The sequence below is a fragment of the Clostridium carnis genome (genome assembly GCF_054657435.1).
On sequence record NZ_BAAHYS010000001.1, the window covers coordinates 1,715,782 to 1,732,003 of the forward strand.

Consider the following 16,222-nt stretch of genomic DNA (forward strand, 5'->3'; position numbering starts at 1 on the left):
TTTTTGGACTTTCTGCTTATTTTTATAATTAATTATATAAAGATTATTTAAATAGTGTGGCAGTAAAACACGTGAGTATATAAATAGAAAAAAATATAATATACTGAAAATTTGGAATATAATGAGAAACAACCGAAGATATGGTATAATATAACATGTAAAAAAATGTATTAGGGTGGGAGGATTTATATATGTTTCAATTTGAAACTCAACTAAAAAAACTTAAACATGAAGTTTTAACTGAGGTAGCTAAACTAGCAAAGGAAAATAGATTAACTACGGAAGAGATAGAAAAAATTCCATATGAAATAATTAAGGGCGATAAAGCTATGTACAGATGTTGCGTTTATAAAGAAAGAGCAATTGTACTAGAAAGAGCAAAGCTTGCATCAGGTTATTTAGCAAATGGAGATAATATTGATGATGAGTTCGTAGATATTAAAGAAGATGATCAAATAATATATGTAATAGAAGCTGCATGTGATAGATGTCCTATAAATAAATATAGTGTTACAGATTCCTGCAGAAATTGTTTAGCACATAAGTGTCATGAAGCATGTAATTTTGGAGCAATAACTTATGTTGCAGGAAGAGCATATATAAATCAAGAATTATGTAAAGAATGTGGGATGTGTAAAAAAGCATGTCCGTATGATGCTATAGCAGAAGTTATGAGACCATGTAAGAGATCATGTCCTACTGGTGCTTTAGATATAAATCAAGATGATAGAAGAGCAATTATAAAAGAAGAAAAGTGCGTAAATTGTGGAAGCTGTATGACAGCATGTCCTTTTGGAGCTATATCAGATAAAAGCTTAATAGTTCCAGTAGCTAAGAGATTAGCAAGAGGAAGAAAAATGTATGCTGTAGTTGCACCTGCTATTACAGGACAATTTGGAATGAAAACTTCTTATGGAAAAATAAAAAATGCAATTAAAAATCTAGGTTTTGTAGATATGGTAGAAGCAGCATGTGGTGCTGATGCTGTCACAGTGCATGAAAGTAATGAATTTGGGGAAAGAATAGAAAATGGAGATTCATATATGACAAATTCATGCTGTCCAGGATTCTTAAGTTATATTGAAAAAATATTCCCATCAGAAGTAGAAAGAGTTTCAGGAACAGTTTCTCCAATGGTAGCAACAGCAAGATTCATAAAGCATAATGATCCAGATGCAAAGGTTGTATTTATTGGGCCATGTACTGCAAAGAAAAGTGAAGCAGTAAGAGAATCTATTAAAGATGCAGTAGATTATGTATTAACTTTTGAAGAGTTACTTGCATTGTTTAGTGCTTTTGAAATAGATATAGAAAAATGTGAAGACACTGTTGTAGATGATGCATCAATATTTGGAAGAGGCTTTGGTGCACATGGAGGCTTAACAGCTGCAATAGAAAACTATGTAAGAAGTAAATGTTTAGAGGTTGACTTTAAACCAGTAAAAGTATGTGGAGGAACTGAGATAAAGAAAGCTATGACAATGGCTAAAATAGGAAAGCTTCAAGGTAATTTTATTGAAGGTATGATGTGTGAAGGTGGATGTATAAATGGAGCCGGAACTGTAGCAACACCTATTAAAGCAAAAGTACCATTTAATAAAATAAATTCAGGAGCTACTAGAAAAGCTGTTGTAGATAATGATAAACTAAAAGAGTATAATAATGTTAATTTAGAAAGAGAGAACAAAGAAGAATAAATAAATTTAAGAACAGGCGGTGTATAAATGGAAAAAATAAAAAAATTATTAGTAGATCATAAATTTAAAATTTTAGCAGTATTAGGTGTAGCTATACTCATTGCCTGTCTTTATGATTATAAAGTACAGTATGCAGAATTTTTTAGAAATCCAGAAAAGATAAAAACACTTATATTAAGTTATGGAAACTATTCATTTTTAGCTTATATAGGTCTACAAATATTACAAATAATAGTTTTCTTTATACCAGGAGAATTAGTACAAATTGCAGCGGGATATATATTTGGTTCTTTGTGGGGATTTGTACTATCATTTATAGGGATAGCCATAGGAAGTGCTTTGTCATTTATGGCGGCAAGAGTACTAGGAAAAAGATTTGTTGAAAAAATGGTTTTTAAAGATGATAAGTGGATTTTTAGAAAAATAGAAGAAATGAAAAAGAATAAAAAGCAGTTTAAGGAGTTAGTATTTATAATGTATCTAATTCCAGGAATACCAAAGGATATATTAGGATACATATGTGGTGTTACGACACTTAGTTTGAAAGAATTTTTAATTATATCAATGATAGGAAGAACTCCTGCATTATTTATATCATGTTTTTTCGGAGATAAAATATCTAAGGATAATGCTCTTATGTTAATAATAATAGGTATATTATGTTGTTTGATATTCTTAATAAGCATTTTAAAAGGAAAGAAATTTATTTCAGACTATGGTAAGAGATAAGGTGCAATCACAAATGATTGTACCTTTAATTTTAAGAAATCATGAGAAATAAGAGATTAATTAGATTTAATTGGTAATATTTATTATATATGAGGTAATAATATATTAAGTAGTATTTGAAAAAATTTTCTTGAAATATTATCATAAAATTGTTAGCACTTGATAAAGATGAGTGCTAAAATATAAAATATAGTAATAAATTAAATAATATATATTTAGGAGGGGTTTTTATGAATATTAAGCCACTAGCGGATAGGGTAGTCATAAAAAAATTAGAAGCAGAAGAAACTACTAAAAGTGGAATAGTTTTAACAGGAACAGCAAAAGAAAGACCACAGGAAGCTGAAGTTGTTGCAGTTGGACCAGGAGCCATAGTAGATGGTAAGAGGATAGCTATGGAAGTTAAGGTTGGAGATAAGGTGCTTTATTCAAAGTATGCTGGAAGTGAAGTTAAGGTTTCAGGTAAAGAATATACTATATTAAAGCAAGATGATATATTAGCAATAGTTGAATAGGGGAGGAAAGAATTATGGCAAAAATACTTAAGTTTGGAGAAGATGCAAGAAGATCTATGCAAATAGGTGTAGATAAGTTAGCAGATACAGTTAAGGTTACTTTAGGACCAAAGGGAAGAAATGTTGTACTTGATAAAAAATTTGGTGCACCTCTTATAACAAATGATGGTGTTTCAATTGCAAGAGAAATAGAGTTAGAAGATCCATATGAAAACATGGGAGCTCAATTAGTAAAGGAAGTTGCAACAAAAACTAATGATGTTGCAGGGGATGGTACTACAACAGCAACTCTTTTAGCTCAAGCTATTATAAGAGAAGGTCTTAAGAATGTAACAGCTGGAGCAAATCCAATGTTAATTAGAAATGGTATAAGAAAAGCTGTAGATAAGGCAGTTGAAGAAATACAAGGGATTTCTAAGCCAATAGCAGGTAAAGAAGATATTTCAAGAGTAGCTGCTATATCAGCTGCTGATGAAGAAATAGGAAAGTTAATAGCAGATGCTATGGAAAAAGTAGGAAATGAAGGGGTTATAACAGTTGAAGAATCTAAGTCAATGGGTACTGAACTAGATGTAGTTGAAGGTATGCAATTTGATAGAGGATATGTATCAGCTTACATGGTAACAGATACAGAAAAAATGGAAGCAGTTTTAGATAATCCATTAATACTTATAACTGATAAAAAAATAACTAATATACAAGAAATACTTCCAATCTTAGAACAAATAGTTCAAGCAGGTAGAAAACTACTTATAATAGCTGAAGATATTGAAGGCGAAGCTATGGCTACATTAGTAGTTAATAAGTTAAGAGGTACATTTACTTGTGTAGCTGTAAAGGCACCAGGCTTTGGTGATAGAAGAAAAGAAATGCTTCAAGATATTGCTATTCTAACAGGCGGTACAGTTATTGCAGAAGAATTAGGAATAGATATTAAAGAAGTTGGAATAGAAATGTTAGGACAATGCGAAAGCGTTAAAATAACTAAAGAAAATACTACTATAGTTAATGGTAGAGGAGATTCTGCTACTATTAAAGATAGAGTTAATCAAATAAAAACTCAAATAGAAGAATCAACTTCAGATTTTGATAAAGAAAAACTAACAGAAAGATTAGCGAAGCTTGCAGGTGGAGTAGCAGTAGTAAAGGTTGGTGCTGCTACAGAAACAGAGTTAAAGGAAAGAAAGCTTAGAATAGAAGATGCTTTAGCTGCTACTAAAGCTGCTGTTGAAGAAGGAATAGTGCCAGGTGGTGGAACTGCTTATGTAAATGTTATTAATGAAGTTGCAAAGTTAACTTCAGATGTTCCAGATACTCAAGTAGGTATAAATATTATAGTAAGAGCATTAGAAGAACCAATGAGACAAATAGCATCTAATGCAGGAGTTGAAGGTTCTGTTATAATAGAAAATGTTAAAAATAGTGAAGCAGGCATGGGATATGATGCACTTCATGGAAACTATACAAATATGATTAAAGCAGGAATCGTTGACCCAACTAAGGTTACAAGATCAGCACTTCAAAATGCTGCATCTGTAGCATCAACATTCCTTACTACAGAAGCTGCTGTAGCTGATATACCACAAAAAGAAGCTCCAATGCCAGGTGCACCAGGCATGGGAATGGATGGAATGTATTAAAAAATAGTTTTATAAAGCCCTGTTAAATAGAAGCAGTTAGAGAACTGTTAGAAAATCTATTTAACAGGGCAATTTTTTATTTAACTCTATTATAATTACTGGAAATAATATAGAATAATAAAGTGAATATAAAACTATGTAAAAGGTAAGAATTTCAATAGTTAAATTATTTAAGTAAATTTTTATGGGGAGTTGAATTAAAGGTGAGTGGTAAAAAAAATAGAAAAGCTAAGAAATATGGCTTTACTATTGTGGAGTTAATATCTGTAATAGCTATAATAGGGATTTTAGCAGGAATATTAATTCCAAATGTAACTAGTTATATGAGAGACAGCAAAAAGGTAGAGGTTAAGAGTCAAGCAAGAGAATTAGTAGTTGCTGTAGAGGCTATACGTTTTAAAAACTCAGTTTCTATTTCTGATGATGAAACTATTGCTTCAATAAAAAGTGAAGGAAATTCTCAAAAAATATCCGAGATTAATCATTATATTGGGAATATAGATGATTTGCAAAAAATATTTAACTTGAAAATAAGTGATGCTAAAAAAGTTGTTTCAGGAAGTCATGACTTTGAAATAAATGGTTCAGGTGAATATTTAGGGTTAATAGAGTAATAAAAAATATAATTATATTAAGCCAAGATTGCTTTTAATCTTGGCTTAAATATTAATAATGTATTGGAAAAAATTGAAAAATGGAGGAAGATTAATGAGTATATTAGTATTAATTTTAGGATTATGTATAGGAAGCTTCTTAAATGTTTGTATCTATAGATTAGAAAGAGAAGAGTCTATAGTTTTTCCTGCGTCACATTGTACTAGTTGTATGTATGAACTAAAATGGAAGGATTTAATTCCAGTTATAAGCTATTTAATTTTAAGAGGAAAGTGTAGAAATTGTAATGAAAAAATATCTTTAAAATATCCATTAATTGAAATTTTAAATTCAATTATATATATATTGTTATTTATAAAGTTTGGATTAACTATTACATTTATAAAATTTTGTTTTCTTAGTTCACTATTAATAGTGATAAGTATGATTGATTTTGAAACAAAATATGTATATTCAGCAACTACTATATTTGGAGGTGTAATAGGAGGAACTTTTATATTTATTAATTGGTATATAAATGGAACTTCTATAGTAAATAATATATTAGGTGGTTTATTTGGGTTTGGAATTATCTATTTAATTGTAATATTAACAAAAGGAATGGGGGCAGGAGATGCTGAAATAGCAGGAGTTTGTGGACTGTTTTTAGGTTTAAATGGAATAATTGTAGCATTATTTTTAGCAGTTGTTTTAGGTGGAATAGCTGGAGTAATTATTTTAGTATCAAAATTAAAAAATAAAAAAGATGAAATTGCATTTGGACCATATATAGCAATAGGAACAATTATTACTATTTTCTTTAGTAATGAGATTGTGTCATTTTATGTAAATAGTTTTTTGAAATAATAAAGTAAAATTAAAAAACATCTTGTTGTTGAAAATAAAATATCATTATATTATAGTTAGTATATATCTGTTATAATATGGAAAAAATGAAAATTATATATTAAATAGGAGGGAATTTATGGCCATTGTTCAAAAAAGAAGATTAGGTGATATTCTTGTAATGGCAGGAAAGTTAACCTCATTTCAATTACAAAATGCTTTAAAAACTCAAAAGATGTTAGGAAAAAAACTTGGTGAGGTTTTAATTGAAAATAATATAGTATCAGAGGATGACATAATAGATGCTATTGAAAAGCAAACCGGTATAAAAAAGATAGATTTAAACGATATTAAATTTGATAAAAAGGCTATAAAACTTGTATCTCAAAATCTTTGTAATAAGTATACTTTAATACCATTTGGATTTGAAGGAAACAAAATAAAAGTAGCTTTACAAGACCCATTAAATATATTTGCTATAGATGACGTATCTATATCTACTGGATTAGAGGTTGAATCGTATATTGCTACTAAAAATGATATACAAAGATCTATTGAAGTAAATTATAGTAGCCAAGAAGTAAGCAAAGCTGCTGAAGAATTATTAAAAGAGACATTAGAATCAAAAACAATTACAAATAATATTGAAGAAATAGATGATGTAAAAAATGCACCAGTTGTAAAGATGATAGAACATTTATTTAGAAATTCTGTTGAAATGAGGGCTTCAGATATACATATTGAACCCTATGAAAATGAAATAAGAATTAGATATAGAATAGATGGTGAACTTCAAACAGTAAATGTTTTAGGAATAGAAAGTTTAGCACCATTAGTAACAAGAATAAAAATATTAGCTGGATTAAATATAGCTGAGAAAAGAATATCACAGGATGGAAGAATTATTACGAAAGTAGGTAACAATGACGTAGATTTAAGAGTATCTATTTTGCCAGTTGTAAATGGTGAAAAGGTAGTTATAAGAATATTAAATAGAAGTAGTTATAAAGTAGGAAAAGACAAGCTTGGGTTAAATAAAGACAACTTAGTAAAGCTAGAAAATATAATAGCAAGTCCTCATGGAATAGTTCTTGTAACAGGACCGACAGGTAGTGGTAAATCAACAACCTTATATACAATTCTAAGTGAACTTAACTCACAGAAAGTAAATATAGTAACTGTAGAAGATCCTGTAGAATACACTTTAAATGGAGTGAATCAAGTAAATGTTAATACAAAAGCTGGGGTAACATTTTCAAATGGCTTAAGAAGCATATTAAGACAAGATCCAGATATTATAATGGTTGGTGAAATAAGAGATGATGAAACTGCTAAAATTGCTATTAAAGCAGCGATAACAGGTCATTTAGTGTTAAGTACATTGCATACTAATGATGCACCATCATCAATAACTAGACTTATAGATATGGGAATAGAACCGTATCTAGTTGCAACATCTATATCAGGGGTTATAGCCCAAAGATTAGTTAAAAAGATATGCCCAAATTGTAAAGAAGGTTATATGGCTTCAGAATATGAAAGGTCTATATTAAAAGGTTCAAATGAAGAGGAATTAACTCTTTATAGAGGAAAAGGTTGTGGTCATTGTAATAATACTGGCTACTTAGGAAGAATTGGTATTTATGAAATAATGGAAATTACACGTGAACATAGAGATGCAATTAATGCAACAAGAAATCCAAATGTTCTTAGAGATATATCAGTTAAAAATGGAATGAGTACTTTAGCAGATGAATGTAAAAAGTTAGTTGTTGATGGTGTAACTACATTATCAGAGTTAGCATCAATAACATTGTTAAAGGATATATAGGTGGTGATGGTAAGTAATGAAAAAGTTTAGTTATAGAGCCATGAAACAAGATGGAACTAAAACTAATGGCGAATATGAAGCTAATTCTAGAGATGAAGTTATAAATATGATTACTGTTAATGGATATTATCCATTAAAGGTTGAAGAGGTTTCAGAAGGTACTAAAATAGAACTAAAATTCCTTGAAAAAGTAAAGGTAAAGGATATAGCCATTTTATGTAGACAGCTTTATACAATGTTAGATGCTGGAGTATCTATTAATAGTGCTCTTAATATACTAGCAAATGAAATATCAAATAAAAAGTTAAGAGAAATATTATCAAATGTAGAAGATGACGTTAAAAAAGGAGAAATGCTTTCAGAATCTATGGCTAAGTATAAAGATGTGTTTCCACCTATTTTAATTAGTATGATTGAATCGGGAGAAGTTAGCGGTAACTTAGATGAAATGATGCTTAGAATGTCTATGCATTTTGAGAAGGAAAATAGGCTTAATAATAAAGTAAAGTCAGCTATGACTTATCCTGCTGTATTAAGTGTTGTTGCCGTATCGGCAGTTATGTTTATTATGACTTTTGTAATGCCAACATTTATAGAGATGTTTGAAACTGAAGGTATTAATTTACCTGCGACAACTAGAGTGTTAATGGGGATTAGTGGCTTTCTTAGAAATAATATTTTTTTAATAATTTTATTTCTAATTATTGCTACAATGGGATTTAAATTTTATAAAAGAACTGATAGTGGAATAATAACAATAAGTAAGTTAAAACTTAAGTTTCCGATAATAGGTAAACTAAACAAAAAAATAATAGTTTCGAGATTTACAAGAACACTTTCAACATTACTAGGTGCAGGTGTTTCACTTGTACACGCACTTCCAGTAGTTGCAGGAGTTTTAGATAATAAAATTGCAGAGGAAGTTCTTATGAAAATAAGAGAGAAAGTAGTAAGAGGAGAAACATTAAGTAAAGCTGTAAGGGAAACAGATATATTCCCAGTAATGCTAGCATCTATGGTTAAAATAGGTGAAGAATCAGGTTCATTAGATGATATTTTAAATAAAACAGCAGATTTTTATGATGAAGAAGTTGAACAAGCCATTGTTACAACAACGGCATTAATAGAACCACTATTAATAGTTATTATGGGAATTGTAATAGGGTTTATAGTAATTTCTATTATGCTTCCAATGTTCGATCTTTACACACAACTATAGGTTAAAATTTAATTTTAATATAAATAAAATAATGGGAGGTTTTTTTGTGATTAAAAATTTAACAAAGAAAAAGAAGAAAAAAGGATTTACTCTTATTGAACTTATTATTGTTATTGCAATTATAGCAATATTAGCAGCTATAGCTATTCCCAAATTTGGAGCAGTTAGAGACAGTGCAAATAAAAAAGCTGATATAGCAAATGCAAAAACAATAGCAAATGCAGCAGCAACATTATTAGCTGAAGATGGAAATGCAAAGGTTGCTGGTGAGGTTAAAGATGGAACAGTTGTAGCAGCGTATATTCAAAGTGTACCTACTCCAAAAACATTAGAAGGTAGTTTTTATGTTGATAATAATAGTGGAACTATAAAAGTTTATATAGCTGCAAAGGGATTAACATCTAATATACCAACAACTAATGAAGCATATCCAGATCAAAAAGGAACTGTTGCAAAGTAATTTTATTAGATACAAATATTAAAGTGTATAACGGTAGTATGTTTATACACTTTAATATTAGGTTTAAATAAAGAGGTGAAAAATGAGTAAAGTAGATTTTTCTAAATTAAAAGAATTAGGGAAAATGGATATTAAGGATATAGGTAAGTTATTTAGTAAGTCAAAAAGTGAATCTTTAAGTGTAAAATCGGAAAATTCCATTAAAGAAAAATTTAAAAAATCAAAAAGTGTTGTTGCTATGGATATAGGTTCCAATACTATAAAAATAGTTGTTGGAAAGTACTTTAAAGATAAGCTTAGTATAGCAAAGCTTATTGATTTACCTACTCCAGAGGGAGCTATTATTGATGGTAAGGTATCAAATAAACAGGTATTAGCAGATATGATTCAATTTTCTTTAAAGGACAATGGCATAAGAGTTAAGGATGCTATATGTACAACTAATTCTTCTTTAATTATAAATAGAGATATTGTTATACCAAAGGTTGAAGAAGAGGAAATGGAAACTGTAATAAGATATGAAATACAACAATATTTACCTATAAACTTAGATGATTATATAATTCAGTTTATAGTACTTGATGAAATTATAGATGATGTTGGTGCAAAGCTTAAGGTTAATGTTATTTCTTATCCAGAAAGAATGGCTTATGGTTATTATGAGTTATTAACATCAATAGAGTTAAATCCTTATATTTTAGATGTTACTTATAACTCTTTAAATAAATTAGCTAATTATTCAGAAGGCACTAATGGTGAAGTATTAGGAGGTACTGTTGCTTTTGTTGATATGGGAGCAACCTCTATTAATGTGACTATATTTAAAAATGGTAAGTTGGATTTTACTAGAATGATAAAGTCTGGTGGGGATAATATAGATTATGCCTTAAGCCAAAGCCTAAATATGTCAGCAAAATCAACAGAATCTATAAAGGTTGAAAAGGCAAATTTAATAGATATACAAGATGAAGATGCTATTAATAAAACAATAAAACAAGTAATTGATGATATTTTAGATGAATTAGAGAGAATATTACAATTTTATAGAAATAAAACTGTAGGAAATAATATAGATAAAATATTTATATATGGAGGAAGTTCAAATATAAAAGGAATAGCTCCATATATGGAAGAAAAACTAAATATAGCTATAGAAAAAATAACAGATTTAAAAAATGTAGAAATAGCTTCTAAAGCAATAAATGAAGAACCAATAGGCGAATATTTAAATGCAATAGGATCTATTATAAGACTATAGGGGGAAGATATATGAGAAGAGATATGAACTTTTTTAGCCATTATCAAGGGCAGAAAAAAGAGCAAAAAAATAAAAATATGTATATATATTCCTTATTAGGCTTTCTAGGTGTACTTATAGTAGGAACATTACTTTGGAACTCTATAAGATTATTTTTAGTAGGGAAAAAAATAACAGATTATGAAGCAAAATTAAGTGCACCAGATATACAAGAAAAAATAAAAGAATCTGATGATATAAATGGAAAAACCACGATATTAGAGCAATATAATAAAGGGTTAACATCTATATCAAAAGCGGTAGAAAGTAGAGATATAGTAAAGACAAGATTACTTGATAAAATAAGCTCAACACTTCCAAGTGAAGTAACCTTTAGTAGTATAAATATTACAAATACTGAAATATCAATACAAGCAGTATCAACAAAAAGGTCTGCAATTGGGGAAATAGAATACAATCTAAAGCAATTAGATAATATTCAAGATGTTTATATTGGTGGAATATCAGGGGATGAAAAATATACTTTTGATATAAAATGTGTTTTAAAGGATGTTGAATAATATGAAAGCAAGTAAGAGAGAAAGGTATTTATTAGGATTTTTAGGAACAATACTTATTAGCGTTGTTTATTACCAATTTATTTATACAAAACAGGTTGAGAAACTTAATACAAAAAAATCTGAAAGAGATCAAATTGAAGAGAGATATAATAATATAATGAACTCTGTAAAAACATTAGAAGCTAGAAAAGAAGAACTTAAAGTATTAAATGCTAATATTTTAGATAAATCAAAAAAGTTCTATCCAGATATATTACAGGAAAAAGTAATCTTAGAAATAGACAAGCTATTAAATGATAGTGGTTTAAAAGGAAATATAGCATTTAGTCCAATAGAAGTAGCAGCAGTAGAAAATTTAACATCACCTAAAATAAATAAAACGGAAAGTTCATTAAAGGCTACAGTAGATAAGTATAATAATGGAAACATTGCATCAGATGATGAAAAAAAGGAAGGTTCTAGCACTGAAGATGAAACTTCATTAAATAAAGGAGAAGAAACTTCAACATCACAGCAGCTAAAGGTAGCTATAAATTTTAATGGTAAATATAATGATTTAAAGAAATTTATAGCTTCAGTTGAAGGATATGATAAAAAGATTGTAATGACTAATATAGCTATAACTTCAAAGTCTCAAGATGAGATAAGTGGCACCTTAAATCTTGAGTTCTATGCAATTCCTAAAATAGGTGATAGTGACTTAGAATATTTAAAATGGACTTTAGCTAATGTATATGGAAAAGAAATATTATTTAGTGATGGGCCTGCAAGTGGTGCATATAGCTCTATGGTTGAAGAGAATACAAGAGAAAAGGATATTAATGATTTTGTAATGATGCTTAGAGCTTCAACCTCAGAATTGTCAACATTAACTTTAGGTAAGGCAAAGGATGAATCAAGACAAAGCTATATTTATGGCGATAAGGCAAAGGTTGAAGAAGTGGAGATAGAGTTTAAAGAAGATAATGGCAAATTATATTATAAGTATAAAACATCAGAAGCATTTTATCCAAAGGATAATGGAAGTACAGGAAAAGAATTTACACCAGTTTCTAAAGATATAGTTTTAGAGATATCAAGCGAAAAAAGAGTAGGAAATGATGATTCCTCAGGAATAAAGTTAAAATTAGTTAATAGCACTAAAAAAACAGTTAATGTAATTGTTAAGGATGATGATAGTTCAAATCCTAGAGTAACTATATTAAGTGAAGGTAACACAATAAATGTTACTAAGAAGTAGGTGTTAAGATGAAGCATAAAAGGAAAGCAAAAAAAGGGATGACATTAATAGAGGTAATTATTAGTGTTACCCTTTTATCCATATTAATAATACCTTTATCAGGGTTAGTTATGACTACATTAAAAACAAATAAAATGGCAGAATATAGTCAAAAGGCTACATATATAGGTCAAAGCTTGCTTGAAGAAATAAAATCATATAACGAAATAAAAATAAAAACAGACCCTAAAACAGGAAGTAGTGGATTTTATTTATTAGATAATGATTTTATTAAAAAAGATAATAGTAAAGATACCTTTTCGGGAAACTTTCAAAGAGAATATTTAAATACAGATTTTAATGTCTATGTGTATTTAGAAAAAGATTTAAATTTAAGCTATGAAAGTAAATCTCAAGGGCAAATAGAAAATGAATTAAAGCAGGATTATGAAATAAAGCTTTTAAAGAGTAATAATATAAATGTTAATACTAGCACTGGAAATATAGGAAATGATATTAAAATAGAATTTGATATAAATTCAAATCTAAAAATATTTAATAACAATGATACAAATCCAATTCTTAATTCTACAATTAATGGGACTCCTAAAAATAAAATATTAATATCTTTATCAGAGGACTTTAAAAATATAGAAGAGAATATTGCCTTAAATATAAATATAGATAATAAAAAGGAAGAAAGATTAGATATTTATATAAAGAAAAATAAAAATACAAAGGGAAAAGTAAATATAGCGTCAGTTGGAAAAGGAAATATAAAAGTATATGAAAATATATCAGATACGGAAAAGAATAACATTGGAGATTTATATAAGATAAAGGTAGTTATTAAGAAGGGAAATTCAGTAGTTTTTGAAGGAGAGGCAGCTAATAATATTATCTTTAAATAGGTGGTGATTAAAGATGAAAAGAAGAAAAAAAGGTTCAAGTTTTGTAATAGTAGTTGTTGTTATGGCTATAATCTTTACAACTGCAACAGCTATGATAGGATTAGTAGCAAATGATTATAAAATGAGAATAAATGAAAGTAAAAATTTACAAAATATGTACGGATCAGATTCTGGGTTAGATGTAGTTTATAATATAATCCTTAAAAACTCAGAAACAGCAATATTATTATCTAATGAAAAAATTAAAAATAATATTGCAAATGGAGATATAGATGGGACTTCTTATGATGATATAAATGAAAAGTTTAAAGAATATTTTATTGAATTTCTTGGACAAGACCCTGAAGGTTTAAATCCTAATAAAGAATCCTTACTTGCTAAAGGTATTTTAGGAGGAAGTTACTATAAATTAGCTAAAGATAGTGACATAGAGGGAATAAGTATTATTAAAAACTCTAATTTAAAGTGGACAGAAGTTTCTATTTATGAAGAAACTGAAAAAAAACCTGAAATAGAGATAGAAAAGTATGACGTTGAAAAATTAAATAATAAAATTGAAATTATCGTTAAATCTACTTTCTCTAATTTGCCAGATAGTAATGGTATAGAAAATAAAAAGATAATAGAAGGTAAATATAATGTAGAATCACCAGATTACCAACAGGTTATAGAAAGTGAAAATATAAATAAATATCCTATTTTTGATAAAAAAATTATAACAGCAGATGGAAATTTAAACATGAAGGGAAATATTGATATTAGCGGCGATATATGGGTTAAAGGATATGATGGGAATTTTAATAATAAACCACAGTATGCTTTTGATAAATATATTAATGGAATATCAATAAATAATGGAACTTTTAATTTAAAAGGTAATTTATATACTGCAAATACATTAAAACTTAAAACAGAAGCAAATGTAAATATAAATGGAAATCTATATGCATTAAATTCATATCTTGGACATTCTAATAAAACAGACTATGCAAAGGAAATGCCTAAAAATAATATATTAACTGTAGAAAAAGATTTAATTGTAAATAATGATTTAGCTTTAAACTCTAAATCAAGCACTATAAAAATGAATAACTTTTATGGAATATCAGATAAAACAGAAAGTAATGCTGAGAATATTCAAAAAGCACTTAAATCAAGTAGTATTATAGTTAATGATGTTGATAGTAATTCAAGCATAACCTCAAGTAAGGCTTATATTATGGGTGTTGCTTATATTGATACAAATAGTGATGAAAAGTATCAAACAGGTGAATCAGTAGCTGTTAAAGGAAATTATTTAGCTTATACAGACATATTAGATGGATATGAAAATAGAGTTACATTAAGATACTATAATCCATTACAATTAATAGAAACAATAGATGGTAGTAATGATGCTACTAAAAAAGCTAATTACTTCTCAGAGTATTATAATAATGAACAAAGAAAATCAAAACTAAAAAGTCCTACAATAAACTTAGGAGAAGTTTATGCAACGGGAGCTTATATATCACCAGAAGGTGTTAGAAATTCAACTTCTAATAATGAAAAAGTTGCAGGAGAGATTAAATCACGTAAAAATGAATTTGCTCAAAATGTACTATCAATGGGAGATAATACAGGGGCAGGTACATTGGATGATATTTATATAAATGGTAATGTAGTAAAAACAGTAAAAAATCAAATTAATTTTAATAAAATAAATGAAATCAATAAAGAATCCTTAATAAAGACACAAGGAGAAGTTATATTAAATAACTCAAGTGAACCTAATAAGGAAAGTGAAACTATAGTAATAGATAAAAATAAAATTAAAACTCCTAAAGGAGAGATAGAAGTAAATTATAAAAATGATACAATAAATGCTTTAATAGTAACAAATGGAAATGTAATAATTAAAAGTGGAGTTAAATTTAAAGGAAATATAATAGCAGGAGGAAATGTAACAGTTGAAAATGTGGCTGAGAAAGTTCAGCTTACTTATGATGAGGAATTAACCAACAAAATAATTGCATCTAACTATAATCAAATAAAGGATATTTTCAATGGAGAGCCAAATGGACACATTGTAAAAATAGATGTAAGCAATTCGGTTAATGGTTATGATATATCTAGCATTGTTAAAAGAGGAAGATGGAAAATAATAAAATAGAGGTGGAGTTATTGAAAAAAAAGAAAAAAGGATTTACCTTAATTGAATTAATTATAGCTCTATCTTTAACCGTAGTTATAATGGGTGTAGCATATACATTCTTCTTTTCAAATAATAGAACATTAAATAACACAGAAGCAAATTCAACTTTGCAAATGGACGGAGCTAAAATTCAAGATGAACTTATATCTATTGGAACACAAACAAAAGAGATAATATCAATTGATAATAATGATTCTAGCAAAGTAAATTATAATTATGATATAACTGGAAATAATCATAATAAATTAGATATAAGTGAAATAAAATTAAGGTTTTATGATGATACAATTTATACATTCGAATATAGAAACAATGAATTAAAACTTAAAGATAAAAATAATAATATAAAAATATTATCTACAAATGTAAAAGAATTTAAAATTAGACCATTAGATATTAACATGGTTGATAACAAGAGTAATGCTAGCTTTAAAGAGGCGCCAGGAATAGAGTTTAATATAACTTTAGCTTTAAAAAAGGGATATACAAATATTGAATATCCAGTAAACTGTATAGTTAAGTTTAGAAATAAAAATATTAATTAAATTT

At 27.9% G+C, this 16,222-nt stretch carries 15 protein-coding genes; all 15 read left to right on the forward strand.

Annotated elements, in window-relative coordinates; translation table 11 throughout:
• Window positions 1–191: 191 nt before the first annotated feature.
• The 15 genes from ACYQ1T_RS08200 (at window position 192) to ACYQ1T_RS08270 (ending at window position 16,218) form a co-directional block, all read left to right on the forward strand.
• Window positions 192–1,697 carry a 4Fe-4S dicluster domain-containing protein gene (locus tag ACYQ1T_RS08200; protein WP_459833850.1) on the forward strand — a complete coding sequence of 502 codons (1,506 nt, stop codon included), beginning with the start codon at window positions 192–194 and terminating at the stop codon, window positions 1,695–1,697.
• Between the two features lie 27 nt (window positions 1,698–1,724).
• Window positions 1,725–2,426 carry a TVP38/TMEM64 family protein gene (locus tag ACYQ1T_RS08205; protein WP_459833852.1) on the forward strand — a complete coding sequence of 234 codons (702 nt, stop codon included), beginning with the start codon at window positions 1,725–1,727 and terminating at the stop codon, window positions 2,424–2,426.
• A gap of 230 nt (window positions 2,427–2,656) precedes the next feature.
• The gene (gene groES / locus ACYQ1T_RS08210) at window positions 2,657–2,941 is read left to right on the forward strand and encodes a co-chaperone GroES (RefSeq protein ID WP_459833854.1); all 285 of its coding nucleotides are present in this window, start codon (window positions 2,657–2,659) and stop codon (window positions 2,939–2,941) included.
• A 14-nt stretch (window positions 2,942–2,955) separates the two neighbouring features.
• Entirely contained in the window at window positions 2,956–4,581 is a 1,626-nt protein-coding gene (gene groL, locus ACYQ1T_RS08215; RefSeq protein WP_459833856.1) for a chaperonin GroEL, read from the forward strand.
• Window positions 4,582–4,784: 203 nt separating this feature from the next.
• A complete protein-coding gene (locus ACYQ1T_RS08220) occupies window positions 4,785–5,195 on the forward strand; it encodes a prepilin-type N-terminal cleavage/methylation domain-containing protein (RefSeq protein ID WP_459833858.1) in 411 nt (136 codons plus the stop codon).
• A gap of 94 nt (window positions 5,196–5,289) precedes the next feature.
• Window positions 5,290–6,042 (forward strand): prepilin peptidase, encoded by a 753-nt coding sequence (locus tag ACYQ1T_RS08225; RefSeq protein ID WP_459833860.1) that lies wholly within the window; start codon window positions 5,290–5,292, stop codon window positions 6,040–6,042.
• 118 nt (window positions 6,043–6,160) lie between these two features.
• A complete protein-coding gene (locus ACYQ1T_RS08230) occupies window positions 6,161–7,852 on the forward strand; it encodes a GspE/PulE family protein (RefSeq protein ID WP_459833862.1) in 1,692 nt (563 codons plus the stop codon).
• 16 nt (window positions 7,853–7,868) lie between these two features.
• Window positions 7,869–9,071: a type II secretion system F family protein gene (locus ACYQ1T_RS08235; RefSeq protein WP_459833864.1), complete on the forward strand. Its 1,203-nt coding sequence runs from the start codon at window positions 7,869–7,871 to the stop codon at window positions 9,069–9,071.
• Window positions 9,072–9,117: 46 nt separating this feature from the next.
• A complete protein-coding gene (locus ACYQ1T_RS08240; protein WP_459833866.1) occupies window positions 9,118–9,531 on the forward strand; it encodes a prepilin-type N-terminal cleavage/methylation domain-containing protein in 414 nt (137 codons plus the stop codon).
• A gap of 82 nt (window positions 9,532–9,613) precedes the next feature.
• Complete coding sequence (gene pilM, locus ACYQ1T_RS08245; RefSeq protein ID WP_459833868.1) at window positions 9,614–10,789, forward strand: type IV pilus assembly protein PilM; 1,176 nt, start codon at window positions 9,614–9,616, stop codon at window positions 10,787–10,789.
• A gap of 11 nt (window positions 10,790–10,800) precedes the next feature.
• Window positions 10,801–11,349 (forward strand): PilN domain-containing protein, encoded by a 549-nt coding sequence (locus ACYQ1T_RS08250; RefSeq protein WP_459833870.1) that lies wholly within the window; start codon window positions 10,801–10,803, stop codon window positions 11,347–11,349.
• 1 nt (window position 11,350) lies between these two features.
• Window positions 11,351–12,589: a hypothetical protein gene (locus ACYQ1T_RS08255; RefSeq protein ID WP_459833872.1), complete on the forward strand. Its 1,239-nt coding sequence runs from the start codon at window positions 11,351–11,353 to the stop codon at window positions 12,587–12,589.
• A gap of 8 nt (window positions 12,590–12,597) precedes the next feature.
• The gene (locus ACYQ1T_RS08260) at window positions 12,598–13,479 is read left to right on the forward strand and encodes a type IV pilus modification PilV family protein (protein WP_459833874.1); all 882 of its coding nucleotides are present in this window, start codon (window positions 12,598–12,600) and stop codon (window positions 13,477–13,479) included.
• 13 nt (window positions 13,480–13,492) lie between these two features.
• A complete protein-coding gene (locus ACYQ1T_RS08265; RefSeq protein WP_459833876.1) occupies window positions 13,493–15,631 on the forward strand; it encodes a hypothetical protein in 2,139 nt (712 codons plus the stop codon).
• A gap of 11 nt (window positions 15,632–15,642) precedes the next feature.
• Window positions 15,643–16,218, forward strand: coding sequence for a PilW family protein (locus ACYQ1T_RS08270; protein ID WP_459833878.1), 576 nt, complete (start codon window positions 15,643–15,645; stop codon window positions 16,216–16,218).
• The last annotated feature ends 4 nt before the right edge of the window (window positions 16,219–16,222 follow it).